Source organism: Extensimonas vulgaris (assembly GCF_003337425.1).
Classification (GTDB): domain Bacteria; phylum Pseudomonadota; class Gammaproteobacteria; order Burkholderiales; family Burkholderiaceae_C; genus Extensimonas; species Extensimonas vulgaris.
The window spans coordinates 94,486-113,781 of sequence record NZ_QPJU01000002.1 but is presented as its reverse complement, the minus strand read 5'-3'; the positions used below and the strand labels follow the sequence as shown (position 1 = coordinate 113,781).

The following is a 19,296-nucleotide window of genomic DNA, read 5'->3' as shown; positions in this document are numbered from 1 at the left end:
TGCCGGCACCAAGGGCTCCTGCAGCTGCCGCGAGGAACCCCGCATGGCTGTACGCCATGACACAGGCGCCCTGCCGGCGGGCGGCTTTTATTTTGCGCCGGGGGCGATAGAGCACATGCCACGCCGCGCGCGGCGCACGGCCGGCCAGATGGTGCCCATGCGACGCACCACGGCGGTGCTGCTGGCGGTGCTGTGCATCGAGCTTGGCGCGCTGCTGCTGCTGGCGGCAGGAAAGGCGTGGCACTGATGGCAGATCTTTCCTGCCCCGTATGCGGCACCGAGCTGGACATGAGCAGCCTGTTTGCCTGCGAGATGGATCACCGCGCGCTCAGCAGGCTGGCCACGGTGAGCATTCCGCTGGGGGCGCGTGTGTTGCAGTACGTGGCCCTGTTCACACCGCCGAAGCAGCGCCTGACTGCGAGCAAAAAGATCAAGCTGATCCTGCAGCTGCTGCCCGACCTGGAGCGCCAGGCCATTACCTGGAAGGGGCGTGACTGGCCCGCTCCGCTGTCCGCATGGGCGCAGGCCATTGACCAGATGCTGGCCGCGCGCGACCTGCAGCGCCTGGAGTTGCCCATGAAGGGGCACGGATACCTGTACGCCATTTTGAGCGGCATGGCGGACAGGCACGAGGCCGCCGCCGAGCAAACGCGCGAGGCCGAACGCCGCAGCGCTGGCCGTGCGCACTCCAGTGACGCACCCACGCATGTGGGCGCGCTTTTCACGGGCGGGGCGACGCCCATTGCGCGACCTGGATCAACCGCGCCCATGCCAGCGCCCAGGCCCGCGCCTGCTGCAGCGCCCGCGGGCACATCGCCCACCGTGCGCGCCATGCGCGAGGCCATCGCAAAACGCAAAGGAGAGACGCCATGAAAGGACTGAGCTACGAGGCCCTGCAGCTGCTCGAGTTTCTGCGCGAGCAGGGGCCGGCCACCGCGCAGGACATGCGCGTGGTGACGCCGCACCTGAGCGTGCGCCATATCAATAACCGCCTCAAGCGCATGGCAGACCTCGGTTACATCGAGCGGCTGGGGCGTGAGGGCAATTCACGCTGCTACATGCTGTGGGGCGCCGTGGATACCCGCCTTGCCATACCCCAGGCACCGCAGTTTGACCGCATGCATGCCCCCGTCTATGTGCCGCCGCGCGATGAGCCTGCGCGCGAAGGGGCGCTGGACTTCAAGCGCTGCCCGAGTCTGTTCTTCGGTGCACTGGTGCACCGCTGAAAAAGTCATTTCAACCAACCTGTAGAGAAACATCATGGCCACACGCATCAAAAACAAAACCCACGCGCACGTACCGCAGGATCGCAACGAATGCGCGCAGCACATTCGCCAGATTGGCGAGCTGCAGCGCGACTTCGAGCGCCTGCGCTCGGACATGAACGACCAGATTGCCACCATCACGCAGGCGTTCCAGCCATTGCTGGCCGATCGGCAGCAGCGCATCGAGGCGCTGCAGGCCGGTGTGCAGGCCTGGTGCGAGGCGCACCGTGTCGAGCTGTGTGGCGAGGCCGACAAGCGCGGCAAAACGGCCAACCTGGTGACGGGCGAGGTGAGCTGGCGTCTGCGCCCCCCCAGCGTTGCCATACGCGGTGCGGACGCCGTGATCGAAACCCTGCTGCGCATGGGCCTGGGCCGTTTCGTGCGTACCCGGTACGAGCCCAACAAGGAGGCAATGCTCAACGAGCCCGATGCGGTGCGCGGCATTGCCGGCATCAACATCGTGACGGGGGTGGAGGATTTCGTGATCGTGCCCTTCGAGGCTGCCGCCACGGTGGAGGGTTGATCCATGGGCAGCATCAAGATGCGGCAGTTGGACATGGGCTACAAGCCGCTACAGGCGCGCCCCAGCTGCGGCAATTGCGCGCATTCGGCCGTGGCGGGCTCTGAGGGTGCCGTGGCCGTGTGCTACTGGCGCGAAGAGCGCGGCATGGTGTGCAACGTGGGGGCGTTTTTCGTCACGCCCTACGCCACCTGCGCACGGCACGAACCAAAGCCGCGCCCGCCGGCGACGCCGGAGGATTACCGCTGATGCGTAACGCGCGCCGGCCGCCGAGGGGCGCGACAGGCCGGCAGGGCAGGCAGTGGGTGCCCTGGGGTGGCTTCAGCCCCGCAACCGCTGCAGGCACGTGCACCAATGCGCCGCGTTGACCCTTGCGCGCCGCAGTCTCCAGGCCGGCAACGGCCGGTGCAGCAAAGCCCGGTTTCCGGTGTCCGAGAACACCGGATCTCGAATTTTTGGAGGTTGATGATGTATGACCATGCAGCGAATGCCTCAACGCACGATTTGCACGCGCCTGGGAGCGCTGAAAACGTGTGTGGCAATACGAAGGTAGCCACGGATGCGTTGCGCGCGTCCTGCGGCGTTTTATCGTGTCCGCCTGATTTGACGGATTTTGTCCATGCGAAGCCGCTGTCGGAAGCCGCTCGCGCACTCAATCTCACGCGCTGGACGATCCGGCGCCTGCGCAATGGCTATTGGCCCAGGGACGCGGGCAACATTTTGTCTGCATGGGCATGCTACAAGGCGGAAAAGGCGGTGGTGACGTCGTGGTTCCTGCGCCGTGTGCGCGCCGGCGGTGTCGTGCGCCATGCCGGGGCTGAGTTCGGCGCGCCTTACCTGACGAGCTGCACCGGGCAGATGGTGGCCGTGGCGCGCATGGGCCACGATCTGGTGGCGCAAACCCTGGAATTGCCTGCGCAGCGGTTCACATTGTTTGCGCTGCATGCTGCAGACAAGGGCCGGTGAGGCGATCATGGCCGCAAACCACACTGCAGCAATCCATGTGCTCAAGGCCAAACTGGGCATGAGCGACGACGACTACCGCGCGTTGCTGCTGCACCTGACGGGCAAGGCCAGCAGCAAGGACATGACGCAGGCGCAGCGCCGCACGGTGCGCGAGCACCTGCAGGGCCTGACGGTGCGTATGGGCCTGGCACAGACCACGCGCCGCCACCCGCTGACGCAAGAGCGCTTTGCGCAGGCAAAGGCCTCCGCCAGCCCGCGCGAGCGCAAGGTGTGGGCACTGTGGCACCAGCTGCACCAGGACGGCCTGGTCAACAACCCAAGCCGCGCCGCGCTCGATGCGTGGGTGGAGCGCACGGTGCATGTGAGCGCACTGCGTTTTTGCAACAGCGCCCAGCTGGATACCTGCATCGAGGCGCTGAAGGAGTGGGTCAAGCGCGGGCCGGCGCCGCGCAACGCGCAAGGGGAACGCCATGAGTGACAGGCACCTGAGCGCCGCCGAATTGGCCATTTTGGAGGCGCTGTACCTCGATGGCATGACCGAGGACATGCGCGACATAGCGCATTGCCTGTACGAGGCACTGGTGTTGCAGGACGAGCGCGCCGGGTGCGCAGCACCCACGGGGGAGTGGGGACAAAAGCTGCGCGCCATGGCGGCGCAGTGCATGGCGCAGCTGCTGCACCTGTGCGAGCAAAAAGGTGGCGGGCAGGTGTATTTGCCCAAGGGCGTGGCGGTGCGCCTGAGCCTGCGCGACCGCGAAATGTGTGCCAAATTCCGGGGCGACTACCGTACACTGGCACGCGAGTATGGTCTGACCGAAGTGCGCGTGCGGCAGATCGTGGACACCTATCAGCGCGAGCGCTTTCTGCGGCGCCAGTCTGACCTTCCTGGCATGGACGCCGCCTGAGCGCGGCCAAAAATACTAAAGCGCTTGCGTTCGCCCAGGCGCACGCCCTGCAGCACATTGCAGGGCATGGACACCAAAGAGCTGCATATCTTCCGGGTCGGGCGGCACACCGCTATGGGCGGGCAAACGATCTCGTTTGCCGAGTCTGACCTGCAGGCCACCGTGGCCGCCTATGACCCCGCGAAACACGAAGCGCCGCTGGTGATTGGTCACCCGCGGCACGACCTGCCCGCGTATGGCTGGGTGCAGAGCCTGCGCTATGCCGATGGCAACGGGAAGGATGGCGGCGGACTGTATGCGCTGCCTGCGCAGGTGAACCCCGATTTTGCCGACATGCTGGCCGCAGGGGCGTTCAAAAAAATCTCCGCGTCGTTTTACGGCCCCACCGCGCCGAACAACCCCGTGCCAGGTGTGTATTACCTGCGCCATGTGGGTTTTTTGGGGGCGCAACCGCCCGCCGTGAAGGGGCTGCGCAATCCACAGTTTGCCGACGATGAGGCAGGCATCCTGACGATGGAATATGGCGAATGGGATGACGTGACCAACGCCAGCCTGTGGCGCAGCCTGCGCGACTGGATCATCGGCAAGTTTGGCCAGGATGAGGCCGATCGCGTGGTGCCGAGCTTCCAGGTGCAGAGCCTCGAGGCCAGCGCACAAACCGAACTGGTGCGTGACCAGCTGGAGCAACAGGCTGCCGCGCAGGATGCACAAGCCACGCAGGACCTGCAGCCGCTGCAGGCGAGCTTTTCCCAACCCTCAACCATCCACGAGGAGCCCACAGTGACCGAAGAGGAAGCCGCGCGTTTGCGCGCAGACAACGAGCGCCTGAGTGCCGAGCTGGCCCAGGCCAAGGCCGCGCGGCTGCATGCCGACAACGTGGCATTTTGCGATGAGCTGGTGGCGCAGGGGCGCATGCTGCCCGCCGCGCGCGACGTGCTGGTGGCGACGCTGGACTACCTGGCTGCGCAGGATGCGCCCGTGGAGTTTGGCGAGGGCGACGCCAAGGCACCGCTGCTGACGGCGCTGAAAACTGCATTGCAGGCGCAGCCTGCCATGGTGCAGTTTGGCGAGCATGCCACGCGCGACGCCGTGGCGCCTGAGGTGGCCATGGGCGCAGCTGCTGATGGTGCCGCGTTTGCCGAGTCCGATCCGCAGCGCCTGGCGCAACACAAACAGGTGCTGGCCTACATGGCCGAGCACAAAACCGACTACGCCACGGCCGCTGCGGCCGTGCTGCGCTGACCCACGCCCACGCATAAGGAGTACGCACCATGGGACGTTTGAGCAAACTGCGGATCGTCGATCCGGTATTGACCAACCTGGCCATTGGCTACAGCAACGACCAGTTCGTGGGCGATGCGCTGATGCCGTTCGTGCTGGTGGACAAGGAGGGCGGCAAGATTCCCGTCTTTGGAAAGGAGCATTTCAAGCTCTACGCCACCGAGCGGGCGCTGCGCGCCAAAAGCAACCGCATTGCGCCCGAGGACATCGGCGCCATCGATATTGCGCTCGATGAGCATGACCTCGAATACCCGATCGACTATCGCGAGGACGCGGAATCTGCATTCCCGTTGCAGGCCCGCGCCACGGCCGTGGTGACGGAAGGCATACGCCTGCGCCACGAGGTCATGGTGGCCACGCTGGCGCAGAATCCGGCAAGCTACCCCACGGGCAACAAGATCGCACTGTCTGGAACCAGCCAGTTCACGGATGTTGCCAACTCCGACCCTGAAGGGGTCATCACCGATGCCAAGGCTGCCGTGCGCGCGAAAATCGTACGCGAGCCCAATACGATGGTGATCGGCTATGCGGCCTGGATGGCGCTCAAAAAGCACCCCAAGCTGCGCGCCATCCTGAGCGATACGCGCCAGCGTGTGCTGCAGCTCAACGACCTGCGCGACATCTTTGAAATCCCCAATATCTACGTGGGGCGTGCCGTGACCGCGAACGATGCGGGCGTGGTGAGCGACGTGTGGGGCGACAACATCGTGCTGGCCTATGTGCCGCAGACCGACATGGCCCAGCGCAGCCCGTATGAGCCCAGCTATGGCTACACGCTGCGCCGCCGCGGGCAGCCCGTGGTGGACACGCGCACCGAGGACGGCAAGATCGAGTTGATCCGCAACACCGACATTTTCCGCCCCTATCTGCTGGGCGCGGACGCGGGCTACCTCATCAGCAACACCAACGCCTGATCGATAAGCCATGGCCACACGACACGCCAAAGTTGCGCCGCCCTATGCCATGCAGGACGCCCAGGCAGCGTCCGATGCGCTGGGCAAGTTCGTCGCCGTGCACAGCCACGTGCTGCACGACGGCGTGCTGTATGCACCTGGCCAGACGATCACCATTGATGCCAAAGCGGCGCAGCGCCTGGGCCTCACGCCTGCGGCATGCGATGCCACAGAAACACAGATTGCACAGGAGTAAACCATGCAAACCGAGAAAATCCTGCTCACGCTGACGGTGCCTGCTGCCGCGGCGCTCACCCCGAAACGTTTTGTTGACGTAACGGGCAACATGGCAAGCGCCGGCGAGCGCTCCATAGGCGTGGCCAATGCGTCTTACGACGCTGGCGAAATGGCAGGCGTGGCCACGCACGGAGCCATCCTGGTGGAGGCCGGCGCAGCCATTGCTGCCGGTGCCGAGGTGGAAAGCGACGCCAGTGGCCGCGCCATCACGAAGAGCACTGGCGTCTCCAACGGCGTGGCACTGGATGCCGCTGGCGCCGCGGGCGACGTGATCCGCGTGCTGCGCTGATCCACCCCGCAGACCTATACCTGGCTGAACCATGACCTACGCCTCCATAGCCGACATGGCCCGCGCCGCAACCGGCGGCTGGGACGAGCTGGCGCAGCGTGCCGCCACCGGCAGTGCCGCGGCACTGGTGGATGGTGCGCTGCTGCAGGCCGTGGAGGCGCAGGCAGACCTGAGCGCATGGAGCGCTGAGGCCGAGCAGGCCGCCATCGATGCGCTGGCACGCCTGCAGGATGCGCTGGAGCGTGCGAGCCGCCATGCGGATACGTACCTGTTCCCGCGGTATCGACAGGTGATGCCGCTGGCGCCCGAACTGGTGGCGGGCTCTGACCTGCCTGGCGTGGTGGCCGCGATTGCCGTGAAGCGCCTGTATGGCGCCAGCGTGCCCGAGGAGCTGCGCCGCGGCACCCAATGGGCGGACGACTACCTGGCTGCACTGGCCAAAGGCACGGTGAGCCTGGGCGCTGCGGACACTGCCGTGGCGCAGCCCGCAGGGGCCACCATGGTGCGCACGCAGCCCAAGGCGATCGACTGGAGTGGCTACTGACATGGACAACCTGTTGGCCATCGAAGCCGAGCTGGTGCAGCGCCTGCAGCAGCGCCTGGCGCCGCTGCGCCCAGCGGTGCACGTGCTCACGGCGGCAGACCTTGCCGACGTGACCGAGGAAAAGCAGCTTTGCCCTGCGGTGCATGTGATCTATCAGGGCTACACGCCCACCGAATCGCGCGCCGATGGGCGCGCGGTGCGTATCGAGCAAACCTGGCTCGCCGTGGTGGCGGTGCGCAATGCGCGCGCGGTGCAAAGCGGCGCAGCTGCCCGCGCCGAGGCGGGCGCGCTGGCCCAGCAGGTGCTGCTGGCACTGCAGGGGTGGCAACCCGCTGACGCCACCAAGCCGCTGCAGCTGGCAAGCGCACCCAATGCAGGCTACAGCGCCGGTTACCAATACGTGCCGCTGGCGTTCACGGCTGAGTTGATCTGCAGAACGACCCACAACTGATACCCAACTGAACTGTAGAGAGGAATCACATCATGGCTATTTCTACCCGCACCTTCCGGCCCGTGCTGAACGCTGGCGTGGTGTACGCGCGCCTGGCCGGATCGGCTGCACCCATGGAAAGCATTGGCGGCATCGAGGTGCTCGAGCTGGCCATTGCCGAGGACACCAAAAAGCAGACCGACTACACCCGTGGCGGTGGCGGCACGCGCGCGCAGGTCAAGCGCGTGACGGGCGTAACGATGAGCGCCAGCCTGCAAGACGTAAACGCTGCCAACCTGGCGCGCGCGGTGTTTGGCACGGCCACGTCTGTGACTGGCGGCACGGTGAGCAATGAGACACACACGGCCTACCGCGGAGGCATCATCCCGCTGGCCAATATCGTGCCCACGTCGGTCACGGTGAAGATCGCAGCAGACACTGTAACCATGGCGGGCAATTACGAGGTGCGGCCCGAGGGCATCTATGTGCTGCCCGATGCGACGGGGATCACCGATGGCGATGCACTCATCATCGGCTACACGCATACAGGCCATGACCTGATAGAGGCCCTGACAACGACGGCGCCCATCCTCGAGATGTATTACGCCGGCGTCAATGAGGCGGACAGTGGCAGTGCGAGCACGGTGGAGATTTTCCGCGTGCAGCTGGGCGCGGCGAAAAAAGTGGGTCTGATCGATAAGGATTTTGGCCTGCTAGAAATCGAGGGCGAGGTGTTGTCTGACCCGACGAAAACGGGCATCGGAGTGAGCCCGTTTTTCCGCGTGCGCATGCAGTAAGCGGCACGGCATCGTCAACCTGGCGCCATGGCGCTGAAACACTCATGCCGCCATGGCCCGCTCGCAACATGAGGCTTACGGGACGGAAGGGGACTATCGCTCTGGGCCAAAAAACATGCGTACCAAGCACCAGAAAAGGTAGCCGACCAAGCCCAACACTGCTACGGCAGCTATCGCCATCCCAAGGCGCACCGATGCGCCGGCACCGACCAGGAAGGCGATGCAGAACATGAATGCAATCAGGCGCGGCATGCCCGCATTGTAGGAACCGCAGTGGCAGACAAGCAAGTCACGTATGAAATACGTACCGATGTGCAGGGGCGCGAGTCCATCATCGGACTCGCCAACGACCTGGATGAAGTCTCCAAGGTTTTGAGCGGCGAGCTTGCCCCGCAAGCGCAGTCTGCGGCTGCGCGCTTGCGCGAGCTGGCAACGCAAGACGCCGCAATCACCGGTTTCACCAGACTACAGGCTGAAGTGCGCGATGCGGGCCGCGCTCTCAAAGCTGCCGAGACAGAAGCGGCGAACTACGGCAAGCAGATATCTGCCATGGGGCCACCCACGGCGCAGGAGGCCGCTGCACTCCAGCGGCTGCAGGCAGCGGCTGAAGGCGCGCGCACCACATTCACAGCGCAGCAGCAGGCCCTAGCCAGCTCGCAGGCAGAGTTGCAGCGCTATGGCATATCCGCTCAGAACACCGCGGCGGCGCAGCAGCGCCTGCGCCAGGAAGTGGCGCAGGTGCGCGAATCAGTGCAGGGGCTAGTGCCGGCGTACCAGAATGCTGCAGCAGGCGCCCAGAATGCTGGCAATGCGATGGAAGGAACGCACCGCAAGATCGGCTCAGGAGTGGAGTCGATCAGCCAGCAGCTGGCCAGACTGCAGAGTTTTTACGCCGGGTTCGTGGGAATTTCAGGCCTCAAGTCCATGGCGGAAGACCTTGCCGCCACGGCAGACCAGGTCAACAACCTGCAAAGCCGCATCAAGCTGGTGACAGGGGAGGGAGAGAATTTCAGGCAGACATGGCAGGGCGTCACCGAGGTGGCGCTTCGCACCCATGGCGCACTGCAGGAAACTGGAGATCTATTCACGCGCCTGGCACAGGCCGGAAAGGACGCAGGCCTTTCCACGGCTGCTGCGAGCGCCCAGGCGCTGGCTCTGACGGAGACGATCGGACAGACCATTGCGCTGAGCGGCGCCAGTGCGGAGGCATCCAGCGCGGCCATTACGCAGTTGGTGCAGGGACTTCAGAGCGGCGTGCTTCGCGGTGATGAGTTCAACAGCGTGATGGAGCAATCACCCAGGCTGGCGAGGGCATTGGCAGATGGCCTTGGGGTCAGCACGGGTGAGCTGCGCAAGATGGCAGAGGCGGGTGCGCTTACCAGCGATGCGGTCATCAAGGCGCTGAAGGGGCAGAGTGAGGCCGTGGCCTCTGAATTCGCTAAATTGCCGCCTACGGTAGGCCGAGCGCTGCAGGACCTGTCAACCCAGTGGACTTTGTACGTGGCAGAGGCCGACAAGGCTTCCGGCGCCAGCACGATGGCGGCAGCAGCGATCAATGCGCTGGCCGATAACCTGCAAACCATTGCGGGACTGCTCATCGACGCCGGACAGGCTGCGTTGGCATTCACCGCGTTAAGGCTGGCGCAGCACTTTCTCGGCATTGGCGCTGCAGCACAAAGCGCGGCTGCAGCAGTGGCCGCGAGCAATGCACAGCTTGTGGCCACGGGCCAGGCAGCAGCCGCTGCAGCAGCTGGCGCCAGCCGTTTTGCCACGATCATGGCCAGCCTGCGCACGTTCACACTGGTGGGCATCGTTGCCAATTTCAAGGATATAGGCACATGGATCGGTGAGACCGCAGCCAAATTGGCAGGCTACAAGGACCAGACGGAAGAGCTTGCCCGTGCAGAGAAGCTGCAGGCTGAGATAGCCAAGCAAAATGCGGCCGATCGAGATCGGCTCGCGGCATCCATCCAGGCCGCCATAGACAAGCAGTTTGAGCTGTCGAAGGCAGCGCGAGCGAGTGGTACAGAGTTCGACAATCTGACCAAGCAGGGCATGAGTTCTGCGGAAGCCATCAAGAAAGTCACCGACTCGTTCGACTTGAGCAAGGTTCAGGGCATCAAGGATTTTTCTGCCGTGCTGGACAAGCTCGCGGCGGATGGAAAAATCTCGGCAACCGAGTTGCAGAATGCATGGTCGCAGGCCCTGAACGGCAAAGACCTGGCGCAGTTCGAGGTGACGGCGCGTGCGGCGTTTGCAGGCTCGGCCCGCGAAGGGGAGCGCGTAGCCCAGATGATGGATTCCGTGCTGCGCGAGGCTGTAAGGCGCACCGGCCTTGATTTTGATGTGCTGCAGGGAAAGATTGGTGCAGCGTCACGCAGCGCCATCAATGATGTGGATGCACTGATCGGCGGGATGGATAAGCTCAAGCAGCAGGGCGTTGATACTGGACGCGCGCTCACCGCCAGTTTGTCCAAGGCCATTGATACCGCAGACAGCGAGAAAGCGCTCGAGGTCATCAGCGCAAAAATTGAGCAGGTACGCGCCCAGCTCGGAAACAAGGTTGCGGACGGCCTGCTCGACCAGGCCAAAGACAAAGCCGATGCGCTCAAGGATGCGATGGACAAGGCCCTGCCGGGAATCAACAGCGTGCGTGAGGCCATGAAAACGCTGGGCATCACCAGCGACGAAACCCTCAAGAAAACTGCAGCGACAGCCAAAGACGCCTATGACACCATGGCCAGCAGCGGTGAGGCCAGCGCGCGCGAAATGGGTGATGCGTTCAAAAAGGCCGCCGAGGCTGCGATTGCAGCAAACAATGGCATTGCGCCTGGATGGGTCGAGGCGCAGGCCGCCATGCGCGGCTACCAGGTGGAGGTGGACAAGTCCGGCAAGGCCACGTTGACGCTCGTCGATAGTACGAACATGCATGCCGATGCGCAAAAGCGTGCTGCAGGAGCAGTGGATACCCATACAAGCGCCCTGGAACGCCAGAACGCAGAGCAGGAACGCGCAATTGCAGCGCAGGAAAAGGCCAACGAGCTTGCCACCCGTGACCTGCAGTTGCAGGATGCCAAGCGCAAGGCTGGAACCATCAGCAACGTGGATGCCGTGCCATCGTTCGAGACCCAGCAACAGGCAGATGCATGGATGGCTGAGTGGAAGCGGCAGTATTTGCGGGACAACCCATTCAGCACCAATACGATGGGGCAGTTGGGTGCATTCGGCGTAGCCATGACAGAGTTTGAGTGGCAAAAAGAGGTGGACGCCATGAAGCTGCGCAACGCCATGAAGGGCAGTGGTAATGCGAGCACGTCTTCATTGACCCCACTCGAGGCCATAGACCGCGTGGTCAACCTCTACATAGGCCCCTACAACAACCCCTACGGCATCCCCACCAACGCCACGGGCCAGGCCGCGCTGCAGCGCATGGCCAGCGACATCGTGGACACCCTCCAAACCAGCCGCAGCCAGGCGCTCGCATAAATGCCCATCACCCTCTCAGACGGCGCCCGCACCATCACCCTGCGCGACGATGTGCAGTGGGTCGATGAGTTTGGCTGGCAGCCCGTATCGCAGTCCATCGACTACACCCTCAGCGGCGCGGTAGTCATAGAGCCCTACCAACTGCAGGGCGGCCGCCCCATCACGCTCGCCGGCGCCGATGACCGCGCCTGGATCACCTACGCCGACGTGCAGCAACTGCAATCGTGGGCCAGTGAGGCCGGCAAAACGCTACAGCTCACCCTGCGCGGCAGCACGCGCAGCGTGGTGTTCGACGCCCGCTCAGGCTCAGCCATCGCCGCCGCGCCCGTGGCCTACATCGACGACGCCAACCTGCCCGGCGACTGGTGGGCCGTCACCGCCATCAAACTCCTAGAGGTCTAGCCCCCCATGGCCATCCTACCCACCGACATCAAGCTGCTCGAATCGCAGCGCATGACGGACACCACCGACGGCGGTGGCCGCATGACCAGCCGCGAAATACCCGACAACGTGGCAGGCAACCTGTTCCCCAAAATTTCGCGCATCGACTCCGTGTACGGCCGCGTCAACCTGCGCAAGTTTTACATGGCCGTGCAGACGCAAAACCTGGACGTCTATGCCGGCGCGCACATCGGCGTTTTTGCGCCCCCCGCAAACCCCAATGTCAACATCACCCTGTTTACGACCGGCTCTGACTTTGACACCCGCTCAGACGCGCAAAACCGCGTCGAGGGCTACGTCATCAAGGGCGTCAAAAGCCGCATGAAACTCTTTGGCGACCAGATCATCGGCCAAAAAGCCATCCTGGTGTACCAAAAAACCACCGAGCCGCTTCCCGAGATTGGCGAAACCTATCTGCTCAGCGTCGAAAAATCCGGCTACACGCCCGCCGAGCAATACATCCGCATCACCGACCTCAAGTACGAAGACCGCGAGTTCACAGTAGGCGTTGGTGGCGGCGGCGAAACCACCTTCACCCGCCGCATCATTACGCTTGGCCTTACCAACCCGCTCAAGCAGACCTTCCCTGGCGCCGAGGTCACATACCTAGAGGATACCGGCTCGCCCACCATCGTGCGCGAAACCAACGTGGCCGACACGGCGCGCTACTACGGCATCCAGCCGCTCACCGGCAGCTACACGCCCGGCGCCATGACCATCAAGGCCGCGAGCATGTTCGCCCCCCTGGTGCCCAGCACGAGCCGCGAGACGGCGATCGGGCTGGCGTCTGCGTCGGGGGCTTCAATTATTGTTCCATGCGCATCGCCTGGAAATGAGATAGTTTTTACTCCACCCACAAGGCAAAATTCAAGATATTTTCCGATTGGCATTGACAAGCATGCAACAACATTACAGGTTGACCCGTCAAGAATAACGGTTGACCTGACAAGAAAAGACAATATTTTCACAGTCAATGACGTCTATTATAAAATCATCGAAACAACACCGCTGCATATCGAATATCAGAACGGTGGAACTTGGCTCAATTACGCCTATAACTGGTATTTCAAAAATCCTGCAGTACCAGTCGCCCAACCCGCCCACACCCACGCCATCCCCGTCACGCTAGGCACGCAGGGCCTGGTGCAAAGCCTGGTGTGCATGCCCATCCCAGCGCCCGGATCGCTCATCCTCGACTACCGCAGCAACGGCCGCTGGTACCGGCTGGTGGACGACGGCACCGGCGCCGTTGCCGATGCCGATGGCAACACGGCGCTGGGCTCCGGCAAGCTGTCGTTTATCGACGGATCGTTGCTCGTAACGCTGGGCGCGCTACCGGATGTTGGCAGCAGCATCTTGCTCTCGTGGGGCTCGTTTGTGCACTACGACTTGCTCAGCAACGTGTCGCCCACCATCACCCCGCCCACAGTGCGCCAAACGCTCGCGGCCTCCGATGCAGCCAATGTGGTAGCGCCCGGCACGGTCACCGCCACCTGGGGCAGCGGCTTGAGCGTGACAGACAATGGCAAAGGTGCGCTCACCGGCAGCGCAGGCAGCGGCAGCATCAACTACGCCACGCGCGAGGTGCGCCTGCAGTTTGCAGCGCTGCCCGCGCCAAATACCGTGGTGCAGTGGGCCTATAACCAGGTGCCGCCCAACGCCACCAGCCCGCAAATCGTCACAGCGGCCAGCACGCAGGGCAATTTGCAGCTCAACGGCATCGGCGGCGGCAGCCTCAAGCAGGGCTCTGTGCGCATCGAGGCGCTTGCGGCGTTTCCGCAGTCCATCACAGCCACGGTGGTTTTTTGCGACGACGGCAATGGCAAGCTCATCGCGCAACCGCTGAGCAGTGCAGTTTCCAACCCGTTTTACAGACTACCGCAAAGCTACGGGCCAAACCCCGCAGGCACCATCGATTACGTCACCGGCAACGCGGTCATCTACCCATCCACAGGCTACGCGCTCTATTGGGATGGGACGGCGTGGCAGCAGCAGTTTTTCACCGCCACATGGGCATCCAACACTGCCACCTGTTATTTTTCGCTCACATCTGACGCAGCCAGCGCCGCCACCGACTCCACCACCATCACCCAGCTGCAGATAGACCTCACGCCCTACACCGCAAACCCCGTAGTGCCCGCCAGCCTGCTTTTCGACGCCTGCGGGCGCACGTACTACGACAAGCAGGGCACGCTCTACAACCAGTTCGATTTTTCGACGGGCAGCGGTCACCCCGCCGGCAGCATCGACTACGCCGCCGGCGTGGCCACGCTCACCGAGTGGGTAGCCGCCAGCAGCCCGGCATTTACGCTCAAGGCCGGCTTGGTCAAAAAAGGCGACTACTGGGTCTATGACAGCAGCTGGCGCGTGCCCGGCTCGCCGTTGCGCCCCGCCAGCCTCTACGTGCAGGTGTCCAGCGCAGACGGGCGCCTGCTGGCCGGCAGCGCAGACCAAAACGGCAAAATCACCGGCCCCGAAATGGACGGCCAGGTGCAGCAAGAGGTGGGCGTGGTCAACGTGCGCTTTGGCGCCACCGTGCTCGACAGCAGCCTGACCGACGCCGAAAAAGCCGAACCCTGGTACAACCCCGCCAACGTGGACGGCACAGGCCATATCTGGCGCCCCACCAGGTGCATGCCCGAGACGCTCCGCTACTCGTGCGTGGTGCTCACCCAGCTGCCGCTAGACCCCGCCCTGCTGGGCCTAGACCCCGTGCGCCTGCCGCGTGACGGGCGCGTGCCCATATACCGCCCGGCCGACGTGGTGGTGGTGCACAACACCAAAACCGACGCCGTGCCCACACTCAGCGCCGGCCAGGTGGTCACGCTCAGCCGCTCTCCGGTCGATGTAGTCATGGTGATCGACGCCGCCGGCAAAAAGCTCAACCCATCCCTATACACCGCAGACCTCGACGCCGGCACGCTCACCATGGCCACGCCGCTAGACCTGACCGGCTACACCGCGCCCTACACCGTGCGCCACCGCATCGAGGAAGAAAACCTCGTCTCCCGCACGCAGATCGACGGCACGCTGGAGCTGTCGCGCCCGCTCACCTACGCGCACGACGCCACCAGCTACGTGAGCAGCGCGCTCGTGTTTGGCGACCTGCAGGCGCGCTACACCAACCTGTTCGACCAGCAAACATGGACGGGCGTGTGGAGCGACACACTGATAGGCAACGCCGCAAGCGCCACCTACGATGACCTCAATCACCCCATCGAGGTGCTCAACAACGGCACCGTCAACGAGCGCTGGCGCATCGACTTCACCAGCGCCACGGCGTTCAACATCACCGGCGAACACCTCGGCATCATCGCCACCGGCAACACCAGCACCGACATTGCCGTCATCAACAACCTGACCGGAAAGCCGTATTTCGTGCTGCGCGCCGCAGGCTGGGGCCTAGGCTGGGCCGCGGGCAACCAACTGCGGTTCAACACCCTGGGCGCCACCGGCAGCGTATGGGCCGCGCGCACCATCCTCTCAGGCGCCGCAGTCACCGGCGATGCGTTCGTGGTCGAGCGCCGCGGCGACGTTGACTGATTTACCAAACCAAGGTTCTTACTCATGGCCATCAAAAACAAAAACTTTTGGGTGTCCGCGCTCAGCGTCGCGGCCACCGCCACCGACACCACCCTCTACATCCCCACGGGCGACGCGGCCAACCTGCCCGCGCTATCGGCTGGCAACACCACGCGCCTGGTGCTACCCGTCACCGACGGAAGCGGGGCCGAGACAGACTGGGAGATTGTCGAGGTCACCGCCTACAACACCAGCACCGGCGCGCTCACCGTCACGCGCGGCGCGGAAGGCACCATCGCCAAACCATGGCCCATCGGCAACCTGATCGACATGCGCGTCACCGCCGGCATGCTGGACGGCGTAGGCGTGCCTCCGGCTGATTTTGGCGGCACCGCCATCAGCAACTACACCGACGACACGGCCAGCATCACCGTCACCGGCGCCACTACCACCATAGACCTGGCCTCCACCAAGGCGCGCGTCATCAGCCTGGCAATGCAGGCCAACACCACGCTCGCGTTTGCCAATGTACCCAGCAATGGCGTGGTAGCAATCACGCTGATCTGCACGCAGGACGCGACGGGCGGGCGGACGTTGACGTTTCCTGGTGGCACAAAATTCCCAGGCGGAAGCGTGCCAACGCTATCCACAACGGCCAACGCGGAAGATTGGTTTGAGTTGGTCAAGCCCCCGCTGCTTACAAATTGGCGTGTTTTCACCGTTGGGAAAAAGGTGTCGTAATGCTAGCGCACGGAATGGCAATGGCATGCAATAAATCTTACCGCGATATGATTATCGCGGACGGTGCGGCGTATTTTTGGGATTTTAATGATCAGCCCGCAGCGACAGCCGCGCCGACCGTGCCGACCGTAGGAGGTGTTGCGCTTAATGTGTTTGGATCACCATCTGCGCAGCCTTTTACTGGAGACACCAAGGCGCTGATGCTGAACGGCTCCAGTCAATGCGCAGGTATAAATCAGCCGCTCATAAACAACACCAACTGCTCTATAGAGGAATGGATAAAAACATCATCAAAATATGGCGGAATTTTTGGAGCAAACAATAGTGGAAACAATCAAACACCAACAGCTTACGATAAGCACTGCTACTTAAATTCAGCAGGAAATATAGTTTTTGGCGTCTATTCCGGAGGAAAAAGGTCTGACACGTCAATAACTAATGTTTGTGATAATGAACATCATCATGTCGTTCTATCGTTTTCCAACAACTCAACAACTTTATATATTGATGGAGCAACAGAAAAAACCATAAACTATGTTAGCTCTGATTCAGGGAAGTATCCTGTATTCGGCTACGTATATGCGAGCACTTGGAGTGGATATGTGAGCCCTTGGTTAAACGGTCTGCTCGCATGTCCTGCAATTTATAACTTTGCCATGACGCCAGAAATGGCGATGCGTCACTACCAAATGGGGATGCAATGCCTTTGATGGCAAGGGTTGGGCTCGCCACGATCGCCGGCCTCCCGCACAAGGCGGCGGGCAGAACCTACTCCAACGCCCGCCCCACATCCGCCACCATTGGCATGGGCCGTTTCGGCGCCGTGCGCATGGGCGCGGCCAAGGCGCGGCCTACCGTCTGGACATACTCCAACGCCCACCCCACCCCAGCCACCATCGGCATGGCCTACCCCATGCTCGCGCGTTTCGGCGGCCCGTGCGCACGCGGGCGGCGCGTGGTGGTGCGCAAGCGCCCGCTGGCCGTTGCCACCACAGGCGCATGGATGCCGCCAGCGCAGGCGCAGGACGTGCCCGTCGCCGCGCCGTGGGCCCGCATCACGCCAGCGTTTGCCGACGTGCGCATGCGCACCGCCAAGGCGCAGGCGCTGCCCTACGCATCCAGCGCAGGCTGGGGCCAAACGCATGCGCTCGATGCGCAGCGCGCGCTGCCATGGGCCGGGCAGCACGGCGCCACCATCGTGAGCGTGCATACCCAAGCAGCAGTGCGGCGCGCAGGTGCCGCAGGCCGCTTTGGCATGGCGCGCTTTGGCGTGGCACCCATCGTCTATGCGCCGCAGCGCACCGTGCAGATCATCCGCCCCACAGCGCTGCAAACTGAGGAGCACCTGCGCTGGGTGGCAACGCGCCGCAACGACGGCGCAGAACGTCTGCCTTGGGGCCAATACGCCACGCACGCGCAAACTCCGCAGCGCATGCCATGGCTGCACCTGCGCCGCGCAGACGCGGCCGAGCGCGCGCCGTGGCTCACCTATGCCACGCACCTGCAAACGCCCGAGCGCATGCCCTGGGGCCGCAACCGCCCAAGCAACCTGCCCATGCGCATGCCCAGCGGCGCGCGCCGCCCGCTGGACTCCGGCTGGGCCGTGGTCATCAGCCCCGGCGTGCCAGGCCCGCAGGGCGACGAGCCCATCATCATCCCCATCCTGCGGGCCTACATCATGCTCCACGACATCTCCGTCACCCGCGTGTCTGATGGCATCGCCATCCCCGTGCGCGGCCTGCAGCTCGCACTCGACGTGGACACTCCGTCCTGGACGTTTTCGGCCACGCTGCTCGGCCCCGACGCCGTTGACGCCGTGCGCGCCGATGCCTCGGGCAACCCCGTCATCCTGCAGGCCGCCATCGACGGCAATGTGTGGCGCCTTGTGGTGGAGGACTGGAGCGAGGATCGCTCATTCGGCCAGCGCGCCGTGCAGTGCAGGGGCCGCGGCACATCGGCACTGCTCTCGCAGCCGTATCAGCTCCCCACCAGCGGCAGCACCACCAGCGACATGACCATGCAGCAGGTGCTCAACGCGCACCTGCCCATCGGCAGCGGCTGGACGATCGTGTGGGCCACGGGCACGCCAGACTGGCTCGTGCCTGCGGGCGCGTGGTCATGGGCAGACCAAAGCCCGCTGGCGGCCATGCAGGCTGCCGCATCCGGCGCGGGGCTGGTGCTGCTGCCGGACACCCTGGCGCAAACCCTGACCGTGCAGCCGCGCTACCCCGTGCTGCCGTGGGCGTTTGACGGGGCCACGCCGCTCATCACCGTGCCCGATGCCGCCATCACCGCGCTGCAGCGCCGCAACGCGCCGCCCAGCCAGGCCAACGCCGCTATGGTGTCTGGCGGCAACATCGGCGGCGTGCTGGCCCGCGTGTACCGCAGCGACAGCGCGGGCGACATGGCGCTGGCGCAGGTGCAGCACCCGCTCATCACCCACACCGACGCCGCCCGCCTGCTTGGCGCGCGCCTGCTGGCCGGCCAGCACCAGCAGCCCGACGTGCGCAGCATCACCATGCCGCTAGGAGGCGCCATTGCGCTGGGCACGCCCGGCAAGCTGCTACAGGCCACCATAGGCGGCGCCGTCACGCGCGGAATCGTCAACGCCGTGCAGATCAGCGCCGCCACCAACCAACGCACCGTAACCGTGCGCCAAACGCTCACCCTGGGCGAGGACACGCCCAACGTGTGGGCAGGCTTCGCCCGCCTGGTGCCCAAAGACGCGTTGCGCATCGCCACCGTGCAGGCCGCCTTTGCCGATGGCACCGCCTCCATCCAATACCCCGGCGGCGGCACGCAGCGCGTGCGCAACCCCGCAGGCATCGCCGCAGGCAGCACCGTGTACGTGCGCGGCGACAAGATCGACGGCCCCGCGCCGGCCATGACACCTATCGACATCACCGTTTAAGGCGCGCC

At 64.1% G+C, this 19,296-nt stretch carries 21 protein-coding genes; all 21 read left to right on the top strand.

Annotation, left to right across the window (positions count from 1 at the left end; translation table 11 throughout):
- The first annotated feature begins 43 nt into the window (after positions 1-43).
- The 21 genes from DFR45_RS03485 (at position 44) to DFR45_RS03385 (ending at position 19,288) form a co-directional block, all read left to right on the top strand.
- Positions 44-247 carry a hypothetical protein gene (locus DFR45_RS03485; RefSeq protein ID WP_114482311.1) on the top strand — a complete coding sequence of 68 codons (204 nt, stop codon included), beginning with the start codon at positions 44-46 and terminating at the stop codon, positions 245-247.
- Positions 247-873 carry a hypothetical protein gene (locus DFR45_RS03480; protein ID WP_241659305.1) on the top strand — a complete coding sequence of 209 codons (627 nt, stop codon included), beginning with the start codon at positions 247-249 and terminating at the stop codon, positions 871-873. The genes DFR45_RS03485 and DFR45_RS03480 overlap by 1 nt, the downstream gene beginning before the upstream one ends.
- The gene (locus DFR45_RS03475) at positions 870-1,226 is read left to right on the top strand and encodes a helix-turn-helix domain-containing protein (protein WP_114482310.1); all 357 of its coding nucleotides are present in this window, start codon (positions 870-872) and stop codon (positions 1,224-1,226) included. Before DFR45_RS03480 ends, DFR45_RS03475 begins: the two co-directional genes overlap by 4 nt.
- A gap of 34 nt (positions 1,227-1,260) precedes the next feature.
- Positions 1,261-1,788, top strand: a complete 528-nt coding sequence (locus DFR45_RS03470) for a host-nuclease inhibitor Gam family protein (RefSeq protein ID WP_114482309.1) — start codon at positions 1,261-1,263, stop codon at positions 1,786-1,788.
- A 3-nt stretch (positions 1,789-1,791) separates the two neighbouring features.
- Entirely contained in the window at positions 1,792-2,034 is a 243-nt protein-coding gene (locus DFR45_RS03465; RefSeq protein ID WP_114482308.1) for a hypothetical protein, read from the top strand.
- Between the two features lie 219 nt (positions 2,035-2,253).
- The gene (locus DFR45_RS03460) at positions 2,254-2,751 is read left to right on the top strand and encodes a hypothetical protein (RefSeq protein ID WP_144686907.1); all 498 of its coding nucleotides are present in this window, start codon (positions 2,254-2,256) and stop codon (positions 2,749-2,751) included.
- Between the two features lie 7 nt (positions 2,752-2,758).
- Complete coding sequence (locus tag DFR45_RS03455) at positions 2,759-3,229, top strand: regulatory protein GemA (RefSeq protein ID WP_114482306.1); 471 nt, start codon at positions 2,759-2,761, stop codon at positions 3,227-3,229.
- On the top strand, positions 3,222-3,656 hold the full coding sequence (locus DFR45_RS03450; protein WP_114482305.1) for a Mor transcription activator family protein: 435 nt from the start codon (positions 3,222-3,224) through the stop codon (positions 3,654-3,656). Before DFR45_RS03455 ends, DFR45_RS03450 begins: the two co-directional genes overlap by 8 nt.
- 66 nt (positions 3,657-3,722) lie before the next feature.
- The gene (locus tag DFR45_RS03445; protein WP_114482304.1) at positions 3,723-4,898 is read left to right on the top strand and encodes a peptidase; all 1,176 of its coding nucleotides are present in this window, start codon (positions 3,723-3,725) and stop codon (positions 4,896-4,898) included.
- A gap of 29 nt (positions 4,899-4,927) precedes the next feature.
- The gene (locus tag DFR45_RS03440) at positions 4,928-5,851 is read left to right on the top strand and encodes a major capsid protein (protein ID WP_114482303.1); all 924 of its coding nucleotides are present in this window, start codon (positions 4,928-4,930) and stop codon (positions 5,849-5,851) included.
- A 10-nt stretch (positions 5,852-5,861) separates the two neighbouring features.
- A complete protein-coding gene (locus DFR45_RS03435) occupies positions 5,862-6,086 on the top strand; it encodes a hypothetical protein (RefSeq protein ID WP_114482302.1) in 225 nt (74 codons plus the stop codon).
- A gap of 3 nt (positions 6,087-6,089) precedes the next feature.
- Positions 6,090-6,416 (top strand): capsid cement protein, encoded by a 327-nt coding sequence (locus DFR45_RS03430; protein ID WP_114482301.1) that lies wholly within the window; start codon positions 6,090-6,092, stop codon positions 6,414-6,416.
- 31 nt (positions 6,417-6,447) lie between these two features.
- A complete protein-coding gene (locus DFR45_RS03425) occupies positions 6,448-6,960 on the top strand; it encodes a phage protein Gp36 family protein (RefSeq protein ID WP_114482300.1) in 513 nt (170 codons plus the stop codon).
- Between the two features lies 1 nt (position 6,961).
- Positions 6,962-7,411 carry a phage tail terminator protein gene (locus tag DFR45_RS03420; protein WP_114482299.1) on the top strand — a complete coding sequence of 150 codons (450 nt, stop codon included), beginning with the start codon at positions 6,962-6,964 and terminating at the stop codon, positions 7,409-7,411.
- Positions 7,412-7,443: 32 nt separating this feature from the next.
- Positions 7,444-8,187 carry a phage tail tube protein gene (locus DFR45_RS03415; RefSeq protein ID WP_144686906.1) on the top strand — a complete coding sequence of 248 codons (744 nt, stop codon included), beginning with the start codon at positions 7,444-7,446 and terminating at the stop codon, positions 8,185-8,187.
- 273 nt (positions 8,188-8,460) lie between these two features.
- Positions 8,461-11,673 carry a tape measure protein gene (locus tag DFR45_RS03410; protein WP_114482297.1) on the top strand — a complete coding sequence of 1,071 codons (3,213 nt, stop codon included), beginning with the start codon at positions 8,461-8,463 and terminating at the stop codon, positions 11,671-11,673.
- Positions 11,674-12,075: a hypothetical protein gene (locus tag DFR45_RS03405; RefSeq protein ID WP_114482296.1), complete on the top strand. Its 402-nt coding sequence runs from the start codon at positions 11,674-11,676 to the stop codon at positions 12,073-12,075. It begins immediately after the preceding gene.
- Positions 12,076-12,081: 6 nt separating this feature from the next.
- Positions 12,082-15,657 (top strand): hypothetical protein, encoded by a 3,576-nt coding sequence (locus DFR45_RS03400; protein WP_114482295.1) that lies wholly within the window; start codon positions 12,082-12,084, stop codon positions 15,655-15,657.
- A 24-nt stretch (positions 15,658-15,681) separates the two neighbouring features.
- Positions 15,682-16,377, top strand: coding sequence for a hypothetical protein (locus tag DFR45_RS03395; RefSeq protein ID WP_114482294.1), 696 nt, complete (start codon positions 15,682-15,684; stop codon positions 16,375-16,377).
- 20 nt (positions 16,378-16,397) lie between these two features.
- Entirely contained in the window at positions 16,398-17,087 is a 690-nt protein-coding gene (locus tag DFR45_RS03390) for a LamG-like jellyroll fold domain-containing protein (RefSeq protein ID WP_158636967.1), read from the top strand.
- On the top strand, positions 17,087-19,288 hold the full coding sequence (locus tag DFR45_RS03385; RefSeq protein WP_114482292.1) for a hypothetical protein: 2,202 nt from the start codon (positions 17,087-17,089) through the stop codon (positions 19,286-19,288). Before DFR45_RS03390 ends, DFR45_RS03385 begins: the two co-directional genes overlap by 1 nt.
- Positions 19,289-19,296 lie beyond the last annotated feature (8 nt).